The 18848-nt window shown below is 67.1% G+C and carries 18 protein-coding genes; 6 read left to right on the plus strand and 12 right to left on the minus strand.

The features are described 5' to 3' along the window. The 3 genes from A5707_RS02250 to A5707_RS02260 all read right to left on the minus strand — a co-directional run. Positions 1-622 (minus strand): SLC13 family permease (locus tag A5707_RS02250; protein ID WP_269455129.1); only part of this gene is annotated, 622 nt, incomplete at its 3' end. Positions 623-628: 6 nt separating this feature from the next. Then, the gene (locus A5707_RS02255; protein WP_065012902.1) at positions 629-1549 is read right to left on the minus strand and encodes an MBL fold metallo-hydrolase; all 921 of its coding nucleotides are present in this window, start codon (positions 1547-1549) and stop codon (positions 629-631) included. After that, positions 1549-2307, minus strand: coding sequence for a LamB/YcsF family protein (locus A5707_RS02260; RefSeq protein WP_065012903.1), 759 nt, complete (start codon positions 2305-2307; stop codon positions 1549-1551). The genes A5707_RS02255 and A5707_RS02260 overlap by 1 nt, the downstream gene beginning before the upstream one ends. 42 nt (positions 2308-2349) lie before the next feature. Here A5707_RS02260 and A5707_RS02265 point away from each other — a divergent pair, with 42 nt between their 5' ends. Next, positions 2350-3429, plus strand: coding sequence for a LacI family DNA-binding transcriptional regulator (locus A5707_RS02265; RefSeq protein WP_065012904.1), 1080 nt, complete (start codon positions 2350-2352; stop codon positions 3427-3429). Between the two features lie 51 nt (positions 3430-3480). Here the strand turns inward: A5707_RS02265 and kstR are convergent, their stop codons facing one another. Next, on the minus strand, positions 3481-4080 hold the full coding sequence (kstR, locus tag A5707_RS02270) for a cholesterol catabolism transcriptional regulator KstR (protein ID WP_197495224.1): 600 nt from the start codon (positions 4078-4080) through the stop codon (positions 3481-3483). A 263-nt stretch (positions 4081-4343) separates the two neighbouring features. Here kstR and A5707_RS02275 point away from each other — a divergent pair, with 263 nt between their 5' ends. Beyond that, positions 4344-6452 carry an acyl-CoA dehydrogenase gene (locus tag A5707_RS02275; protein ID WP_065012906.1) on the plus strand — a complete coding sequence of 703 codons (2109 nt, stop codon included), beginning with the start codon at positions 4344-4346 and terminating at the stop codon, positions 6450-6452. A 75-nt stretch (positions 6453-6527) separates the two neighbouring features. On the opposite strand, the gene A5707_RS02280 is transcribed toward A5707_RS02275, so the two are convergent. Continuing rightward, complete coding sequence (locus A5707_RS02280) at positions 6528-7058, minus strand: hypothetical protein (protein ID WP_065012907.1); 531 nt, start codon at positions 7056-7058, stop codon at positions 6528-6530. Positions 7059-7080: 22 nt separating this feature from the next. Further along, positions 7081-8148, minus strand: coding sequence for a ferredoxin--NADP reductase (locus A5707_RS02285; RefSeq protein WP_065012908.1), 1068 nt, complete (start codon positions 8146-8148; stop codon positions 7081-7083). Between the two features lie 143 nt (positions 8149-8291). On the opposite strand from A5707_RS02285, the gene hsaA reads away from it, so the two are divergent. Genes hsaA through hsaB form a run of 4 tightly spaced genes read left to right on the plus strand, consistent with a single transcriptional unit; the run spans position 8292 to position 11816 of the window. Continuing rightward, positions 8292-9476, plus strand: a complete 1185-nt coding sequence (gene hsaA, locus A5707_RS02290) for a 3-hydroxy-9,10-secoandrosta-1,3,5(10)-triene-9,17-dione monooxygenase oxygenase subunit (RefSeq protein WP_065012909.1) — start codon at positions 8292-8294, stop codon at positions 9474-9476. Continuing rightward, positions 9473-10345, plus strand: coding sequence for a 4,5:9,10-diseco-3-hydroxy-5,9,17-trioxoandrosta-1(10),2-diene-4-oate hydrolase (gene hsaD, locus A5707_RS02295; protein ID WP_065012910.1), 873 nt, complete (start codon positions 9473-9475; stop codon positions 10343-10345). The genes hsaA and hsaD overlap by 4 nt, the downstream gene beginning before the upstream one ends. After that, positions 10345-11250 (plus strand): iron-dependent extradiol dioxygenase HsaC, encoded by a 906-nt coding sequence (gene hsaC, locus A5707_RS02300; protein ID WP_065012911.1) that lies wholly within the window; start codon positions 10345-10347, stop codon positions 11248-11250. Before hsaD ends, hsaC begins: the two co-directional genes overlap by 1 nt. Next, on the plus strand, positions 11250-11816 hold the full coding sequence (gene hsaB / locus A5707_RS02305; protein WP_065012912.1) for a 3-hydroxy-9,10-secoandrosta-1,3,5(10)-triene-9,17-dione monooxygenase reductase subunit: 567 nt from the start codon (positions 11250-11252) through the stop codon (positions 11814-11816). Before hsaC ends, hsaB begins: the two co-directional genes overlap by 1 nt. A 15-nt stretch (positions 11817-11831) precedes the next feature. On the opposite strand, the gene A5707_RS02310 is transcribed toward hsaB, so the two are convergent. The 6 genes from A5707_RS02310 to fadD3 are packed head-to-tail and all read right to left on the minus strand — an operon-like array spanning position 11832 to position 18806. Then, the gene (locus A5707_RS02310; protein ID WP_065012956.1) at positions 11832-13082 is read right to left on the minus strand and encodes a hypothetical protein; all 1251 of its coding nucleotides are present in this window, start codon (positions 13080-13082) and stop codon (positions 11832-11834) included. Next, on the minus strand, positions 13079-14242 hold the full coding sequence (locus A5707_RS02315) for a pyridoxal phosphate-dependent aminotransferase (protein ID WP_065012913.1): 1164 nt from the start codon (positions 14240-14242) through the stop codon (positions 13079-13081). The genes A5707_RS02310 and A5707_RS02315 overlap by 4 nt, the downstream gene beginning before the upstream one ends. A 9-nt stretch (positions 14243-14251) precedes the next feature. Then, entirely contained in the window at positions 14252-15193 is a 942-nt protein-coding gene (locus tag A5707_RS02320) for an acyl-CoA dehydrogenase family protein (protein ID WP_065012914.1), read from the minus strand. 2 nt (positions 15194-15195) lie between these two features. Continuing rightward, positions 15196-16146, minus strand: coding sequence for an acyl-CoA dehydrogenase (locus A5707_RS02325; RefSeq protein ID WP_065012915.1), 951 nt, complete (start codon positions 16144-16146; stop codon positions 15196-15198). Beyond that, positions 16143-17276: an acyl-CoA dehydrogenase family protein gene (locus A5707_RS02330; protein ID WP_065012916.1), complete on the minus strand. Its 1134-nt coding sequence runs from the start codon at positions 17274-17276 to the stop codon at positions 16143-16145. Before A5707_RS02330 ends, A5707_RS02325 begins: the two co-directional genes overlap by 4 nt. Next, a complete protein-coding gene (gene fadD3 / locus A5707_RS02335) occupies positions 17277-18806 on the minus strand; it encodes a 3-((3aS,4S,7aS)-7a-methyl-1,5-dioxo-octahydro-1H-inden-4-yl)propanoate--CoA ligase FadD3 (RefSeq protein ID WP_065012917.1) in 1530 nt (509 codons plus the stop codon). Between the last annotated feature and the right edge of the window lie 42 nt (positions 18807-18848).

The raw sequence follows: 18848 nt of genomic DNA on the forward strand, positions 1-18848 counted from the left end.
CTGGTCTTTCGTTGGTTTTTCGCGCGCGATCTGGACGTGTCGCCGGAGCGGCAGGAGATCGGACCGCCACCGCGGCCAGCCATGGCAACGCCATCACCGCAGTGAATTTGATGAACGACAGGTCGGCGGTGTGGAAGGCGAGCAGATTGGTCAGATTCGACACCGGTAGTAGCAGCGAGGCGGCGTTGGCCAAATGCGCGCTGGCATAGGCATGTGGCCGGACCGGCGCTCCCAGCCAGCGGACCGTGGCCAGTACGACCGGGGTCAACAGCACCACGGTCGCGTCCAGGCTCAGCACGGCGGTGATGACGGCGGCGATCACGAACACCTGCCGCAGCAGCTGTTGTGAGCCGAATCGGGCCCGCGCCATCGCCGCTCCGGCCGCCTCGAACAGGCCTTCGTCGTCACACAGCTTGGCCAGCACCAGCACTGCACCCAGAAACGCGACTACGCGGGCCAGGCTGGCTGCTTCGGTGGCGGCCTGGTGTACCGATATGGCGCCGGCCCCGATCAGCACCGCGACGGCTGGTATCGCGGCGAACGCTTCAGGCCAGCCCCGCGGGCGCGCGACCGCAAAGCCGAGCACGACGGCAAGCAGCAGCAGCGCGAGGAATAGCGACAACGGACTTCAGGCCCAGGGATCTTCGCGCTGCCATACCGTCGGCATATCCAACGCGACACCGTCCTGCGCAGCGAGCTTGTCCAGCACGCGCATCGAAGCGTCCAGGTCGTCAACCGCATACGGAAACGCCCGCAACGGTTTTGAGAGCGGGCGGAAGAAATCGTCCCAATGGATCAGCACCACTCGACGCGCACCGACTGCGCGCACCGTCTCCGTCCAATAGTCGACGAGGTATGTCTGCGGCTGCAGCCCGAGTTGACCCACACCGAGGTAGACCACGTCGGCGCGCTGCCCGGCCAGAGCGCCTTTCACGAACCCGGCACTGCCCTGGATCAGAGCTCGCCGGCCCGAGGGGCGGTGTTGCACAAACGTCGACCACGCCTCCCCGCAGCGATACGCCGACGCCTTCACCGGGGGGACCACCGGTGCGGTGATCGCGCCGGGAAATCGGTCCGGCGGACAGTGGTGTGACTCGATGAGCGTGATCTCGAACGGATCCAGCGCAATCGGCGTGCCCGGTGTGGCCACCATCAGGCGGTCCTCGGCAAGACCGTAGCCACGGCCGACATTTGCCGCCGACTCGCCGCCGACCAGTTGCGCGCCGGTGCGGTCGGCCACCAGCGCAGAGTCCAACGCGTGGTCGATATGGGTGTGCACCGGGACCACTGCAGCCAGTCGTGACACCTGGGCCCGTGCCAGGCATCCGTCCACGCGGGCCGGCGACGGCGAAACCTTACGCAACGCGACCTGCGTCAGGCTGGGCCGAGAGAAATAGCCGTCGGTCATCAGCGCCGCAGACCCGTCGTCGAACAGCAGCGTCGACACTCCCATCCACGTCACCGTCAGTGGCGCGTCGGTTGCGGCAGGCGGGACGGTGAACCGGTGCGAATACCGTGCGATGTCGGGCCGACCCGGGCGTAGCCGCATCAGCTGAACGCTTTCACGTCGATACCGTTTGCCGCCAACCGATCTCGCACCGCGGCAGCGATTTGCACCGCACCCGGTGAATCGCCATGGACGCACACCGATTCGGCTTGCACACCGACCACTGTGCCATCGACTGCAGCGACTTGCCCGGTAGTCACCATCGTCACCACCCGTTCGGCGATGGCAGCCGGATCATGTAACACCGCGCCGGGTTCCCGCCGCGACACCAACTGGCCGTCAGGCCGGTAAGCGCGATCGGCGAACACCTCCGGCACGGTACGCACCCCTCGCTGGCCGGCCTCGTCGAAGAACACCGACTCTGCCAAGCCCAGCACCGGCAGATCGGCGTCCACCATGCGCACCGCCTCGGCGACGGCGGCCGCCTGTACCCGATTGGACATGATCGTGTTGTACAGCGCGCCATGGGGTTTGACGTAGGAGACCGACGAGCCGGCGGCCTGTGCCAGCCCCTGTAACGCACCGATCTGATAGACAACGTCGGCTAGCAGGTCCTCGGGCGTCTCGTCGATGTAACGGCGGCCGAATCCGGCCAGGTCGCGGTAGCCGACCTGGGCGCCGATGCGCACGCCGCGTGCGACGGCCTCCCGGCACACCCGCAACAGCCCGGCCGGATCGCCGGCGTGGAAACCGCACGCGACGTTGGCGCTGGTGACGATGCTCAGCATGGCGTCGTCGTCGCCGAGTCGCCAAACACCGAACCCCTCGCCCAAGTCGGCGTTGAGATCCACACAGGCCACGGTCGCTAGCTTAAGGCCGGGATCGTTGTACCGTCAGTGAGCATGTCCAGGAGTCCCACGCCGCGCCGGCGGGCGACCCTGGCCTCGGTGGCCGCTGACCTCAAGGTGTCGCGGACCACCGTCTCGAATGCCTATAACCGGCCCGACCAGCTCTCTGCCGAGCTGCGTGAGCGGGTGCTTGCCGCCGCAAAGCGGCTGGGATATCCCGGCCCCGACCCGGTGGCCAGGTCGTTGCGTACCCGGAAGGCCGGGGCGGTCGGTTTGGTGAGCACCGAACCGCTGACCTATTCCTTTCGTGATCCGGCCGCGCTGGATTTCGTTGCGGGACTGGCACAGTCGTGCGAAGAACTGGGGCAGGGGCTGATGCTCGTGGCGGTCGGCCCCACCCGGACGGTCGCCGAGGGGACGGCGTCGGTGCTCGCCGCCGGGGTCGACGGCTTCGTGGTGTATTCGGTGGCGGTGGACGACCCCTACCTCCAGGTCGTGCTGCAGCGACGGCTGCCTGTCGTCGTAGTCGATCAGCCCAAGAACGTTGCCGGCGCATCCCAGGTGGGCATTGACGACCGGACGGCGATGCGTGAACTTGCCGACCACGTGCTGAAGCTGGGCCACCGCGAAATCGGTGTGCTGACGATGCGGCTGCACCGTGAGCGCCGCCAGGGCCTGGTCGCGGCCGAACGCCTGCGGTCAGCGATGTTTCAGGTGCAGGGCGAACGCGTAACCGGTGTTCGCGAGGCAATGACGGCAGCCGGATTGAACCCAGACGCGCTGACGGTGGTGGAAAGCTACGACCACACGCCGACTGCGGGCGGTATTGCCGCCGAGGTCGCCCTGGCGGCCAACCCGCGCATCACCGCCCTGATGTGTACCGCCGACGTACTGGCGTTGTCGGCCATGGATTATCTGCGCGGGCGCGGCATCTACGTGCCGGGCCAGATGACCGTCACGGGCTTCGACGGCGTGCCGGAGGCGCGGCGGCGGGGACTGACTACGGTAGCCCAGCCGAGTCTGCAGAAAGGCCGTCGCGCCGGAGAATTACTGCACCGCAACGCGATTCAGCCGTCTGTGGAAATCCTGGATACCGAGCTGATCCGCGGCCGCACCGCCGGGCCACCGAGCTGAGTGCTTTGGGGTGACCCGCTGCGCCCGGCTCCGCCGCGCTTGCGATCACCCCTAGGGGCCCTCCTGGTCGCCGATCAGCAGTCGCACCGCCAGGTCCAGCCGTTTGCTCACATCTGTCGCCGAGGCGCGCCGGGTCAGCCAGGCCAGCAGGTTGGACAGCCACACGTCAGAGATCACCCGGGCAATGTGGTACTGATCTTCGGTCGGTTCGCCGTCACTCATCGCGCGGGCGAACATGGAGTCGATCAGCTTCTCGACGTGGTCGACTTCACCGGCCGCCGAAGCGTCGGCGAACACATAGGCACGGGTCATGGCCTCGGTCAGCAGCGGATTGCGCTGCATGGCCCGGTTGAGTTTGCTGACCATGAAGTTCAGCCGCTGAAAAGGCGTCCCTCCGGTCAATGTGGACCGGTCGGTCTTGGCGTCGATGCGTTCGAATTCGCGGCCCAGCGCCGATACCAGCAGATGCACCTTGGACGGGAAATACCGGTACAGGGTGCCCACCGCCACGTCGGCGCGGTCGGCCACCGCGCGCATCTGCACTGCCTCGTAGCCGCCCTTGGACGCGATCGCCATCGTCGCGTCCAGGATGCGTTTGCGGCGCTCCCGCTGCGCCTCGGACCCGAGCTCGGACTCGGCCAGTACCGCCACGTTCATGACCTCACGAGGCTGCGCATCCGACGCGCGGTTCGAGCCGCTGTTCGCTGGCGACGACATCTGACGGGCAGCTCCTTCTTCGTGCGTTTCGCTGTCAAACGATACGCATGCCGAGCGCGAATTTCCCACCTCCGTGCGGCCGGGACACCGGGGTGTCCTGCTGCGATGGCGTTCGACTTGAGGGTCGATCGCTGGCACTATTAGAACACGTTCTAGTGTTGCTTAGCGCCCTTGTTACGTCGAATTAGGAGCCGATCGTGCCAGCGACCATCACTGACGAACAGTTCGCGGCGCGTCAGTTGGTGCGCGATTGGGCAGCCGGCTCTAGTTCCAAGGCGGCGATCCGCGACATCGAGCAGGGCAAGCCCGAGGCCTGGCGGCCGGTCTTCGACGGCCTGGCCGGTCTGGGGCTGTTCGGAGTCGCGATACCCGAGGACCGCGGTGGCGCCGGTGGCAGCGCCGGTGACCTCTGCGCCATGGTCGACGAAGCCGCCAAAGCCCTGGTCCCCGGCCCGATAGCCACGACCGCGCTGGCCACATTGCTCGTCACCGATGCCAAGCTGCTCGAGTCGTTGGCCTCGGGTGAGCGCACCGCGGGTGTTGCGCTGTCGGCCGATGTCCGATTGGACAACGACCGGGCGTCGGGCAGCGCCGACTACGTGCTCGGCGCTGACCCGGCCGGTGTGCTGCTGGTGCCGGCGGCCGACAATTGGCTGGTCGTCGACGCCGCGGCCGACGGCGTCACGGTCGAGTCGCTGGGGGCCACGGACTTCTCGCGGCCGCTGGCGCGCGTCACGCTGGACTCGGTTGCCGCGGCGGTCCTTCCGGTACCGGTCCAGCGCGCAGAAGACCTCGCCGCCACCGTGCTGGCAGCCGAGGCCGCCGGAGTCGCGCGGTGGGCGCTGGACACCGCCACCGAGTACGCGAAGGTACGCGAGCAATTCGGCAAGCCGATCGGCAGCTTCCAGGCAATCAAGCACCTGTGCGCGGAAATGTTGTTGCGCGCCGAGCAGGCCTCGATCGCCGCCGGCGATGCAGCAACGGCCGCCGCCACCGATGCCAGCGATCAGCAGCTGTCCATCGCCGCTGCGGTCGCCGCCGCTGCGGGCACCGAGGCCGCCGAGGCCAACGTCAAAGACTGCATCCAGGTGCTGGGCGGCATCGGCATCACCTGGGAGCACGACGCCCATCTGTATCTGCGCCGGGCCTACGGCATCGGTCAGTTCCTCGGCGGCCGGGCGCGCTGGCTGCGTCGGGTAGCGACGTTGACGCAGCAGGGCATTCGGCGCGAACTGCACATCGACTTGGATTCGGTTGCGCATCTGCGCCCCGACATCAGCGCCGCCGTCGGGGAAATCGCCGCGCTGCCCGTGGAGAAGCGCCGGCGCGCGCTGGCGGAAGCCGGACTGCAGGCACCGCACTGGCCGACGCCCTACGGGCGCAACGCTTCACCGGCCGAGCAGCTGCTCATCGATCAGGAGATGGCGGCGGCCGGGGTGGAGCGGCCGGATCTGGTGATCGGCTGGTGGGCTGCGCCGACGATTCTCGAACACGGCACATCCGAGCAGATCGAGCGGTTCATTCCCGCCACCCTCAACGGTGAAATCTTTTGGTGCCAACTGTTTTCCGAGCCGGGAGCGGGCTCGGACCTGGCGTCGCTGCGAACCAAGGCCGTACGTGTCGACGGCGGTTGGCGGCTGACCGGGCAGAAGGTGTGGACCTCAGCGGCGCACAAAGCGCAGTGGGGAGTGTGCCTGGCGCGCACCGACCCCGACGCGCCGAAGCACAAGGGCATCACCTACTTCCTGGTCGAGATGTCCTCGCCCGGAGTCGACATCCGGCCGCTGCGCGAGATCACCGGCGATGACCTGTTCAACGAGGTCTTTCTGGAGGACGTGTTCGTCCCCGACGACATGGTGGTCGGAGCGGTCAACGACGGTTGGCGACTGGCCCGCACCACACTGGCCAACGAACGAGTGGCGATGGCGGCGGGCACCGCGCTGGACAATCCGATGGAAGAGGTGCTCCGCACAGTCGCCACACGTGATCTCGACGTGAGCGAGCAGGACCGGCTTGGCGCGCTGATTCTCTCGGCGCAAGTGGGTTCGCTGCTCGACCAACGTATTGCGCAGTTGGCGGTGGGCGGCCAGGACCCCGGCGCGGAATCGAGCGCGCGCAAGCTGATCGGAGTCCGCTACCGCCAGGCGCTGTCCGAATTCCGGATGGAGTTGTCCGACGGCCGGGGTGTGGTGGAGAACAAGACGGTGCATGACTTCCTCAACACCCGCTGTCTGACCATCGCCGGCGGCACCGAACAAATCCTTTTGACCTTGGCCGCCGAGCGGCTATTGGGCCTGCCGCGCTGACCCGCCGCCATTCGCCCAACGTCGAGTTGTCGCGCTCAATTGCCCGATTTCGCCCAACAACTCGACGCTCGGTGCTCAGGAAAAGCCGGTCTGCGCGCAGGTGCTCGGCGACGTGAGATTCACACCGCTATAGACCACCTGAATGTGTGTACACATGATGACGTTCACGTCGGTCTTGGGTTGCCCGGTGCGCCAATCCGTTGCGTCGATCCGGCCAGTGCTTTGGTATTTCTCCGGCGGGCCCTCGCCCGTGTAGATGTCGGTCATCACGTCGGTCCCGCCCTGCTTCTGGATCCGCTCGTTCTGACCGTCGGCATGAACGTCGAGGTAGACCAGCCGGTTCATCGTGCGGAATTCGGTGCTCTGCCGCGCCCACAGGCCCGACGGAAAGCCGGTCGCTCCCTCGGGTGTCCGCAAGTTGGCTCCCACGGTGAAGTCACAGCTGCCCGTAGCGCCGTGGCAGTCGAGCAGAGCGCGGGTTTCCAGCTGGCTGCCCTCGTCGATCGGCGTGAGCGTGGTGGCCGTGTTGCTTGCCGCCGACGACGGCGGTGCCATCGCCAACGCCAGTGCAACGCCCGAGATTGCCGCCACCAGATGCTTGCTCATGAGCAGAACCTAACGCCCGCGATCACTCGTCGTAGGTGACTTCGACCGAATCGGTCTCCGGGCGGGACTGACAGGCCAGGATCAGCCCGTCGTCGAGGTCCTGCTGCTCGAGGACATCGTTGACCTCCATGTTGACCTTCCCCTTGCGCAGGCTGCACGCACACGCACCGCAGTGGCCCTCCCGGCAGGAGAACGGCGCATCGAGACCGGCGTCCAACAACACGTCGAGCAGCTTGGCGCCGCGCGGCCACGACACCGTGTGCGTTTCACCGTCGAGCTCGACGACGGCGGTGGCCGGCGGCTCGTCGCCGTCATCCTCGACCTTCACCGCGGCGAACGGATCGGAATCCAGCGACTTGAACACCTCGAGATGCACTTGGCCGCTGGGCACGTCGAGCGACTGCAGAGCCTCGCGGGCTGCCTGCATGAACGGGGCGGGCCCGCAGATGAACGCCTGCCGGTCGGTGTAGGGCGCAGCCAACTGCGCCAGCGCCGTCGTGCTGGGCAAGCCTTGCAGCGACTCCAGCCAGTGCACGACCGTCAACCGGTCGGGGTATTTCGCGGCCAGCTCTCGCAGCGCATCACCGAAGATCACCGAGCGGTCATCGCGGTTGGCGTAGACCAGCACCACCTGCCCGCTGCCTTCGGACAGCGCCGACTTGCAGATCGACATGATCGGGGTGATCCCGCTGCCGGCGGCCAGCAGCAGGAAGTCGGCATCGAGCGTCTTGGGCACGAAGTTGCCCGACGGGGCCAGCACATGGATGCGCATCCCGGCGTGAGCGTGGTCGCACAGCCAGTTCGACGCGTAGCCGTCTTTGTCGCGCTTGACGGTGACGGTGAGCGCTTCGTCGGTGAACGGCGAGCTGCACAGCGAGTAGCAGCGGGCCACCGACCCGGTGCGCTCGCTGGGGATCCGCAGCGTCAGGAACTGGCCAGGCGCGTAGCGCAGCCGGTCGGGCGGGATATCGTCGGATGACGCGAACACCAGCGATCGCGCATCGTCGGTCTCGGCGACGACGTCGGCGATCTGCAGTTCAAGGACGTGGCTGCCGAGCGGCTCGTCGGGAACGGTGTCCGTCGTCGTCACCCGGCCCTCCTTCCTTCGTAACTAGAACAGGTTACAGAAACCTGCCTAGGTATCGCTACCAGCCGCAGGAATACCCTGCTCGACACAAATCGGAACGTGTTCTAGTCTCTGTGGTAAGTCAGCACTCCCAGGAGGCATCAGTAGTGACGTCCATTCAACAGCGTGACGCGCAGTCGGTCCTAGCCGGCATCGACGACTTGCTTCCGCAGCTGCGGGAGCGTGCCCAGGCATGCGAGGATCTGCGCCGGCTGCCCGAGGAGACCGTCAAGGCGCTCGACGAGGTCGGCTTCTTCACGCTGCTGCAACCCGAACAGTGGGGCGGGCTGCAGTGCGACCCGGCATTGTTCTACGAGGCGGCGCGGCGGTTGGCCAGCGCGTGCGGGTCGACCGGCTGGGTGGGCTCGATCATCGGTGTGCACAACTGGCATCTGGCGCTGTTCGACCAGAAAGCCCAGGAGGAGGTCTGGGGCGAGGACCCGACGGTGCGGATTTCGTCCTCGTACGCCCCGATGGGGGCTGGCACGGTGGTCGACGGCGGCTATCTGGTCAGCGGCTCGTGGAACTGGTCGTCGGGTTGTGATCACGCCACCTGGGCCTTTCTGGGCGGCCCGGTCATCAAAGACGGCCGGCCGGTCGACTTCGGCAGCTTCCTGATCCCCCGCAGCGACTACGAGATCAACGACGTCTGGCATGTGGTCGGCCTGCGCGGCACCGGCAGCAACACCGTGGTCGCCAAGGACGTGTTCGTGCCGCGGCACCGGTTCCTGTCGTACAAGGCGATGAACGACGGCAGTGCCGGCGGCTACCAGACCAACACCGCGCCGGTCTACAAGATGCCTTGGGGCACCGTGCATCCCACCACGATCTCCGCTCCGATCGTCGGCATGGCCTACGGGGCCTACGACGCGCACGTCGAGCACCAGGGCAAGCGGGTGCGGGCGGCGTTCGCCGGCGAGAAGGCCAAAGACGATCCGTTCGCCAAGGTCCGTATTGCCGAGGCCGCCAGCGACATCGATGCGGCGTGGCGCCAATTGATCGGTAACGTCAGCGACGAGTACGCGTGTTTGACCGCCGGCAAGGAGATCCCGTTCGAGTTGCGTGCCCGGGCCCGCCGCGACCAGGTGCGCGCCACCGGTCGGGCGATCGCATCGATCGACCGGCTGTTCGAGGCCTCCGGCGCTACGGCGCTGGCCAATGACGCTCCGGTCCAACGCTTCTGGCGTGACGCACACGCCGGGCGGGTGCACGCAGCCAACGACCCCGAGCGTGCCTACGTCATCTTCGGAAACCACGAATTCGGGCTGCCCCCCGGCGACACGATGGTATGACGGCCACCGACGAGCTGACGTTCGAATCCACGTCGCGTTTCGTCGACGTCGACGTCGACGGACCGCTGAAACTGCACTACCACGAGGCCGGCGTCGGCAATCCGCAGACCGTAGTGCTGCTACACGGCGGTGGTCCGGGCGCGTCGAGCTGGACCAACTGGTCCCGCAACATCGCGGTGCTCGCCGAACGGTTCCACATCCTGGCCGTCGACCAGCCCGGCTACGGCCACTCCGACAAACGACCCGAGCATGGACAGTTCAACCGGTACGCGGCCAGGGCTCTCAAGGGCCTCTTCGACCAACTCGGACTCGAACGTGTTCCGCTGGTAGGGAATTCGCTCGGCGGCGGCACCGCGGTTCGGTTCGCACTGGATTACCCGGACCGGGCCGGCCGGCTGGTACTGATGGGCCCGGGCGGGTTGAGCGTCAACCTGTTCGCACCGGATCCCACCGAAGGCGTGAAACGGCTGTCGAAGTTCTCGATGGCGCCGACGCGGGAAAACCTCGAGTCGTTCCTGCGGGTGATGGTCTACAACCAGAAGCTGATCACCGACGAGCTGATCGACCAGAGGTTCGAGCTGGCGAGCACGCCGGAGTCGCTGGCAGCCACGCAGGCGATGGGCAAATCATTCTCCTCCGGTGACTTCGAGCTGGGCATGATGTGGCGCGAGGCCTACCGGCTGCGCCAGCCCGTTCTGCTGGTCTGGGGACGGGAGGACCGGGTCAACCCCCTCGACGGGGCCCTGGTCGCAGTGAAGACGATTCCGCGTGTGCAACTGCACGTCTTCGGGCAGTGTGGACACTGGGCACAGGTGGAGAAGTTCGACGAGTTCAACAAGTTGACGGTTGATTTCCTGGGAGGTGCGTGATGAGCATCCGCTCACTGGGTTATCTGCGCATCGAGGCCACCGACATGGCCGCCTGGCGCGAATACGGGCTCAAGGTGCTCGGCATGGTCGAGGGCAGCGGCGCTGTCGAGGGCGCGCTGTACCTGCGGATGGACGATTTCCCAGCGCGGTTGGTGATCGTCCCTGGTGAACATGACCGGCTCTCGGTGGCCGGCTGGGAATGCGCGAATGCCGAAGGCCTGCAGGAAATCCGGGGTCGGCTCGACGTGGAGGGCACTCCGTACAAGGAAGCCACCGCCACGGAATTGGCGGATCGGCGCGTCGACGAGATGATCCAATTCCAAGACCCCTCGGGCAACTGTCTGGAGGTCTTCCACGGCGCCGCGCTGGAGCACCGCCGGGTGGTCAGCCCGTACGGGCACAAGTTCGTCACCGGCGAGCAAGGCCTGGGCCACGTGGTGCTCTCCACCCGCGACGACGCCGAGGCGCTGCACTTCTACCGCGACGTGCTGGGATTCAAGCTGCGCGACTCCATGCGGATGCCGCCGCAAGTGGTCGGCCGCCCCGCCGACGGCGCGCCGGCATGGCTGCGGTTCTTCGGCTGCAATCCGCGCCACCACAGCCTGGCTTTCCTGCCACTGCCCACCCCGAGCGGCATCGTCCATCTGATGGTGGAGGTGGAAAACGCCGACGACGTCGGGTTGTGCCTGGACCGCGCACTGCGCCGCAAGGTGCCGATGTCGGCGACTCTGGGCCGGCACGTCAATGATCTGATGCTGTCGTTCTACATGAAGACTCCGGGCGGATTCGACGTCGAATTCGGTTGCGAGGGAAGGCAAGTCGACGACCGCGACTGGATCGCCCGGGAAAGCACCGCGGTGAGCTTGTGGGGTCATGACTTCACGGTCGGCGCGCGCGGGCAGTAATGAATACCGCGCCGATTGACCCGCGCGCCTTCCGGCAGGCGCTGGGCCAGTTCTGCACGGGCATCACGATCATCACCACCGTGCATGACGACGTCCCGGTCGGGTTCGCCTGCCAGTCGTTCGCGGCGTTGTCGTTGGAGCCGCCGTTGGTGCTGTTCTGTCCGACCAAGGTGTCGCGCTCCTGGCAGGCCATCGAGGCCAGCGGAAAGTTCTGTGTCAACGTCTTGACCGAATCCCAGAAGGACGTCTGCTCGCGATTCGGGTCCAAGGAGCCGGACAAGTTCGCCGGAATCGACTGGACCCCATCAGAACTGGGTTCGCCCGTCATCGACGGCTCACTGGCGTACATCGATTGCACGGTCGCGTCGGTACATGACGGCGGCGACCATTTCGTGGTGTTCGGCGCGGTCCAGTCGCTCTCCGAAGTACCCAAGATCAAACCCCGGCCGCTGCTGTTCTACCGCGGCGACTACACCGGCATCGAACCGGACAAGACCACGCCGGCCCAATGGCGCGACGATCTCGAGGCGTTCCTGACGACCACCACCCAGGACACCTGGCTGTAACTGCTGGCGAGCAGACTACCGCCCGTGCCAGCGAGCCTGGTGGTCGGCGTGGGTCGGCAGGTAGGCGCCCGGCAGGAAGTACTCGTCGTAGAAATCGGTGTCGAGATGTTGGGCCTGCAGATACATCAGCACGTGCACGGTTGGCACGGTGCCCGGCAGCTTGCCAAAGGTGTCGTAGATGTAGGACGCCTCAACGGTGACGATTTCTTGGATGCCGTCGGGCGGTAACGCCGACGCGCGCACCTTCACCGAATCCGACCACGGCCCTGGCGTATCGGCGTCGAAAGGGCCGCCCGGGCCGAACTTGCGCGCGACCAGCTTCTCGACGCCCGCCGCTACCGAGGGGACATGCGGCGGGCTGAGGGTCTCGAAGTAGCCAGGTAGCCCGGTGACGTTGGGGAACGGCCATCGCTGGTCGTCGTCGGCGGCAAAGCCCAGCCCGTCGAGCACCGACAACCGATTCAGCCCGTCGTAGATCCAGCCACCGAGCCCCATCGCCTGCAGCGCCAACATCCCGTTGTTGGCGGCGATGGCGAGTTCCGCGCTGGCCTCGGTGAGCGTGTATTGCTCGACGAAGGACAGCGGGATCGGGTCGTCGGCATGCGCGAGCGACGAAAACTGGTGGATCCCAGGGATCTTGCCGCCGGTGATGTCGTCGACGATCGGGTAGCCGTTGGCGGCGAAGAACCACAGGTTTTCCATCAAGTGTTCGGCGAGGTCGGCCACCGGGAATGCCAGCAGACTGCCCGGATGGTTGCCGATCCAGATGTTGTGGCCTTCCATGTGCGGTTCCGCGCGCGGCAGGTCGAGGCGAGTGGCAGAAATCCGAACGTACGACGACGCGGTGTGACCGATCCACTCCTCGATGCTGTGGAACTCGCGTGGCGGCTCGTCGCGGGTCGGCAACAGATAGCTGCCGGTGTCGTCGGTGAAGAGCAGTTGACTGGTGTGGAAGCCTGCGGCCGACGGGAACGTGCGACCGGTCGCGCTGCCCGAGTAATTCGGTAGCGACGGCGCGTAGCCGGGATGGTGAGTGATGCCGCTGTGCCAGCCGGTGGCACCGGCTGTCATCGAAACCACCAGTGCCCGTTCGACTTCCGATAGTGGCTGCACCGGCCGGCTACTGGTGAAAGCCAGCGCGCCGGCGGGGATGCGGCCACCGACCGGGAATCGTCGTGACCGCCGTCCGGTGATCGCAGCGAACAGCGGGAACTGCGACGCTTCGGCCAGCGCCGCCCGCTCGTGCTCGGAGATGACGAGGCTCACCGTCGCAGCCACGGCTCGATGCGGCTCAGCGCCTCTTTGATATCCGACGCGGGCCCGGCGAACGACAGCCGGACGAATGAGCCACCCGCCGCGGTGTCGAAATCGATACCCGGTGCGATCGCTACGCCGGTGTCCGCCAAGAGTTTCGAGCATAACTTCATCGAGTCGGTGGTGAAGTCCGAGACGTCGGCATACACGTAGAACGCGCCGTCGGTGGGCGCCAACCGGTCGATCCCGATGTCGCGCAGCCCGTCGAGTAATCGCCTGCGGTTGAGCGCGTACTGATGCAGATGGCCGTCGGCTTCGGCGGCGGATTCCGGGGTGAACGCGGCGACGGCGGCGTACTGCGAGAGCACCGGCGGGCAGATGGTGAAATTGCCGGTCAGGCGGTCCACCGCGCGGCGCAGCTCGGTCGGGACCAGCAGCCAGCCCAGCCGCCAACCCGTCATCGCGAAATACTTGGAAAAGCTGTTGGCCACCACTGCATTCCGTGATGTCTGCCAAGCACAGCTGGTCTGCGGTGCGCCCTCGTAGACCAACCCGTGGTAGACCTCATCGCTGATCAGCCGCACCCCGGAGGCGTCGCACCAGGACGCGATCGCCGCCAACTCGTCCGGCGGGATGACTGTCCCGGTGGGATTGGCCGGGCTTGCCACGATCACGCCGGCCAGCGGCGGGGCGATTTCGGCGAGCATCTGTGCGGTGGGCTGGAATCGGGTATCCGCTCCGCACGGTATTTCGACGACCTCGCATCCAAGTGCCGCGAGAATATTGCGGTAGCAGGGGTAGCCCGGGCTGCTGACCGCCACTCGATCGCCGGCGTCGAAGCAGGCCAGAAAAGTGAGCAGGAACCCGCCCGACGACCCGGTCGTCACCACCACGTCATCGGGGTCGACGTCCAGTCCGTGCCGGCTCAGATAGGCGGTCGCGATCGCCGCACGCAACTCCGGAATGCCGAGTGCCACCGTGTAGCCCAACTGGTTGCGGCGCAGCGCCTCGGCCGCGGCGGCGCGCACCGGCTCGGGGGCTCCGGCACTGGGCTGACCCGCGGACAGGTTGACCAAATCGCCATGGGTGCGTTGCCGCTCGGCGGCCGCCAGCCACACGTCCATCACGTAGAACGGCGGGACGCCGGCGCGCAGTGCGACGCGATCGGTCATGCGCCCAGGTTAGAGCACCTGCGACTCGAGCCGTCGCAAGTGCTCGCGGGGCGGACCGAGCAACTGCGAACTACCATGTGCGCGTTTGAAGTACAGCTGCATGTCGTGTTCCCACGTGATCGCGATACCACCATGCAGCTGAATGCCTTCGGCGGCCACCGCGGTGAACGCCTCGCTTGCCGCGACGCGGGCCAGCGCCGCCGTCGTCGCTGACGGCTCGGCCACAGCGTCGTCGACGACCGCGCGCGCGGATTGCACGGCGACGTACAAGTCGGCCATCCGGTGCTTGAGCGCCTGGAAGCTGCCGATCGGCCGGCCGAACTGCACACGCTCCTTCGTGTAGTCGACGGTCAGATCCAGGCAGCGCGCCGCCGCGCCGATCTGCTCGACCGCCAACAGGATTGCCGCGGTGTCGGCGATGCCGGGGTCGGCGCCCAGCGGTGTGCTGCTCTGCGGTTCGATGCGGGAAAGCCGGCGGGTGGGGTCCATCGCGGCGACGGGCTCGACGCTGAACTCGGTCCACCGGGTGAGCTTGCCGTCAGCGGCGCTGACCACAATGTCGGCGATATCGCCGTTGACCACGTAATCGGGGTCGAACACCACCGCCCCGATTGCCGCCCCCTCGGCCAGCTGCTCCAAGGTTTCGGTGTCCGGCTCGTCGGCAGCGAGCAGCGCCACTTCCGCGAGTGTGGTTCCCAGCAGCGGAGTGGGCACCAGGCGCTTGCCGAGCTCCTCGAGGACGACGGCAGCGTCAGCCAAACTGCCGCCGGCACCGCCGTATTCCTCGGGCACCAGCAGCGCCGCCGCGCCGACTTGCTCGCACAGCAGCCGCCACAGCGATTCGTCGTAGCCGCGCTCCGATTCCATCGCCGCACGCACCGCCTCGGGGGAGGCGTGCTTGTTTACCAGCGCGGCGACGGTCTCGCGCAGCAGTTCCCGTTCGTCGGTCATTGTCAGAGCGCCTCCAATACCCGTCGGCGATGCGCAGCGGGGTCACCCCACGCGGGCCGCAGCGCCTGAACCCGCAGTAGCCACAGCGACAGATCGTGTTCAGCGGTGAAGCCGATGGCGCCGTGGGTCTGCAGAGCAGCGCGGGCGGCCAGCAGCGCCGCTTCGGATGACGCGGCCTTGGCGGCGCTCACATCGCGAGCGGTGTCGGGGGAGTCGGTGGCCAGCGACAGCGCGGCCCCGTAGACCAGCGGCCGGGCCAGCTCGACGGCGATATGCGCGTCGGCCAACTTGTGCTTGATCGCCTGATACGAGCCGATCACCCGGCCGAACTGGGCGCGCTGCTTGGCGTAGTCGACCGCCGCCTCCAGAAGGGCCTGCCCGGCTCCGACCAGTTGGGCAGCGGTGGCCAGCGCGCCGAATTCGTAGGCACGCGCGATGTCGGCATCCCATGCGTCACCGGTGGCGGTGACGTCGAACAGGCGACGGCTGGGATCGATGCACTCGTGGCACTGCCCGGCTTCGGCTGCGCTCACCCGACTGTCTGCCAGCAGCACCAGCCCGGCGGCATCGGCATCCACGGCCCGCGGCGCCTGCGGTGGCATGGCGACTGTGACGATCAGCTCCCCGGCCGCCAATGCTGCGCAGCGCTCGTCGTCGCCCAGCAGAAGCGGCGCTACCGCAACGGATTCGGTGACCGGTCCGGGTACGCACCAGCGCCCGAGCCGCTCCAGCGCGACGACCACGTCGACCGGATGCGCGTCGAGGCCGTCGAACCGTTCGGGCACCAGCAACGCGGTGATACCCAGGTCGGCCAACTGCGTCCACACCTTGCGGCCCGGCGTGGTGTCACCGGCGGCCCATGCGCGCACCGCGCCCGGCACGTCGGCCGCGGCGAGCGCGGCGTCGATGCTGGCTGCGAAGTCGCGCTGCTGCGCGTCGAGGTCAAATCTCATTTGGCTTTCTCCCGGGGCAGGCCCAGCAGCCGCTCGGCGATAATGTTGCGCTGAATCTCGTTGGTGCCGGCGTAGATCGGGCCGCCCAAAGCGAACAACAGCCCGTCGGTCCAAGGGTCGGCGAGCTCGCCGTCGGCGCCGCGGATGTCCAGTGCGGTCTGGTGGATTGCGACATCCAAATCAGACCAGAACACCTTGGTCACCGATGACTCGGCACCGAGTTCGCCGCCGTCGGTCAATCGGGTCACGGTGCCGAAGGTGTGCAGTCGATACGCTTGTGCCTTGATCCACGCATCGGCAACCTGGTCGCCGAAAGCGTTCTCGCCCTGGTTCTTCCACAGTTGCACCAGCCGCTCGGCGGCGGCCAGGAAGCGCGCCGGGCTGCGCAGCGACATGCCGCGTTCGTTGCTCGACGTGCTCATCGCGGCCCGCCAGCCGTCGTGCACGCCGCCGATCACGTCGACGTCGGGCACGAAGACGTCGTCGAGGAAGATCTCGCCGAAGCCGGTGTCGCCGCCGAGTTGGGCGATCGGGCGCACGGTGATCCCGTCGGCTTTCAGGTCGAACATGAAGTAAGTCAGACCGCGGTGACGCTCGGCTTGCGGGTCAGAACGGAACAGGCCGAACCCTTTGTCGCCGAACGGGGCCCGTGAACTCCAAATCTTCTGGCCGTTGAGCAGCCAGCCGCCGTCCGTTTTGGTTGCGGTTGATCGCAGCGACGCCAGGTCGCTGCCGGATTCGGGCTCCGACCAGGCTTGTGCCCAGATCTCCTCGCCGCTAGCCATCTTGGGCAGGATGCGGTCCAACTGCTCCTCGGTGCCGTGGGCGAACAGCGTGGGCGCGAGCATCGAGGTGCCGTTGGCGCTGGCGCGTCCGGGCGCGCCGGCCCGGAAGTACTCTTCTTCGAAGATCACCCACTGCAATAGCGTCGCGTCGCGCCCGCCGTAGCGCTGCGGCCAGCTGATCACCGATAGGCCGGCATCGAAAAGTACCTTGTCCCAACGTCGATGCTGCTCAAAGCCCTCGGCGGTGTCGTAGGACTTGGTGGGGAATGACGCTGTGTTCGCGGCCAGGAACTCGCGTACCTCACGCTGGAACTCCAGCGTCTCATCGTCGAAATCAAGGTCCATCTACGACATCTCTCGCAATAGCGGTTTGACCACCTTGCCGCCCGGATTGCGCGGCAGTGTGTCGACAAACCTCACCGAACGGGGGATTTTGAAATTCGCCAGATGTTCACGGCTGTGGGCGATCACCGCCTGCTCGTCGAGACCGCATCCTGGCCGCGTCACCAGGAACGCGCGGCCCACCTCGCCGAGCCGCTCGTCGGGGACGCCGATCACCGCCGCGTCGAGCACGCCGTCGAGCCGGGCCAGCACCTGCTCCACCTCCGCGGGATACACGTTAAACCCGCCGCAGATATACATGTCCTTGAGCCGGTCGGTGATCTGCAAATTGCCTGCGGCGTCCAGCCTTCCGATGTCACCGGTGTGCAGCCAGCCTTCGGTGTCCACGGTCGCCGCAGTGGCCGTCGGGTCGTCGAGGTAGCCGAGCATCACATTAGGCCCGCGCAGCAACACCTCACCTTGCTCGCCGATGCGCAGCTCGAAGTCGGCGATCGGGCGCCCGCAGGTCGTGGCCACGGTCGCGGCGTCGTCGTCAGAACGGCACATGGTGCCGAACCCGTTGGATTCGGTCAGACCGTAGGCGGTCAGCACGATGTCGATGTCCAACTCGGTCTGCATCCGCTCGATCAGCACCACCGGCACGGTCGCCGCGCCGGTGACCGCGAACCGCAACGAGCTCAGGTCATAGTTGCCGCGACGCGGATGGTCCAGCAGCGTCTGGTAGATGGTCGGCGGGCCCGGCAGCACGGTGATCCGGTGCTCGGCCACCGCCTGCATGGCCCGCTCGGGGTCGAAAGTCAGCTGCGGATACAGCGCGGCGCCGGTCTGCAGGCACGCCAAAATGCCGGCCTTGTAGCCGAAGTTGTGGAAGAACGGGTTGATGCACAGGTAGCGGTCGTCGGCGGTGATCTTGCCGCAGGCCGCCCACGCCGCCGACCCGGCCAGCGATTGCCGATGGGCGCACAGCACGCCTTTGCTGCGGCCGGTGGTGCCGGACGTGAACAGCACGTCGGAAACGTCGTCGGGCCGCACCGCGGCGGCGCGGGCGTCGGCGGCGGCCAGCGCGGTGTGGTCCGAGCCGGCCGCGACGAACTCGTCCCACGTGCCGTCGTCCGCGTCTATCGGCACCCGCACGATGTGCCGCAACGTCGGCAGCGCCTCGCGACGCAGATCGGCTACCTTGTCTGCCCCGAGGAACTCACCCATTGCCACCAGCAAGGGGGCCCCGGTACGAGCCAGGATGTCGGTGGCTTCGGCCGCGGTATAGCGGGTATTCAGCGGCACCACGGTGCCGCCGGCGTAGTGCGTGGCCAGGCAGGCAACCACCCAGTGCCAGGTGTTCGGCGACCAGATCGCCACCCGATCCCCGGCGTTGAGGCCGAGGTTGACCATCGCCGCCGCGGCTTGGCGCACCTCGTCCCGCAGCTCACCGAAGGTCAAACTGCGATCGGGACTGGCGACTGCCTCACCGTCCGGTAGGTCGCGAGCGATGCGATCCAACACCGCAGGAATGGTCTGCGGGTCCCACGACATCGATGCTCCTCTAACTTCGCCACACGCCGGCCAGAATGACCC

It is taken from the genome of Mycobacterium kyorinense (genome assembly GCF_001672775.1).
GTDB lineage: Bacteria > Actinomycetota > Actinomycetes > Mycobacteriales > Mycobacteriaceae > Mycobacterium > Mycobacterium kyorinense_A.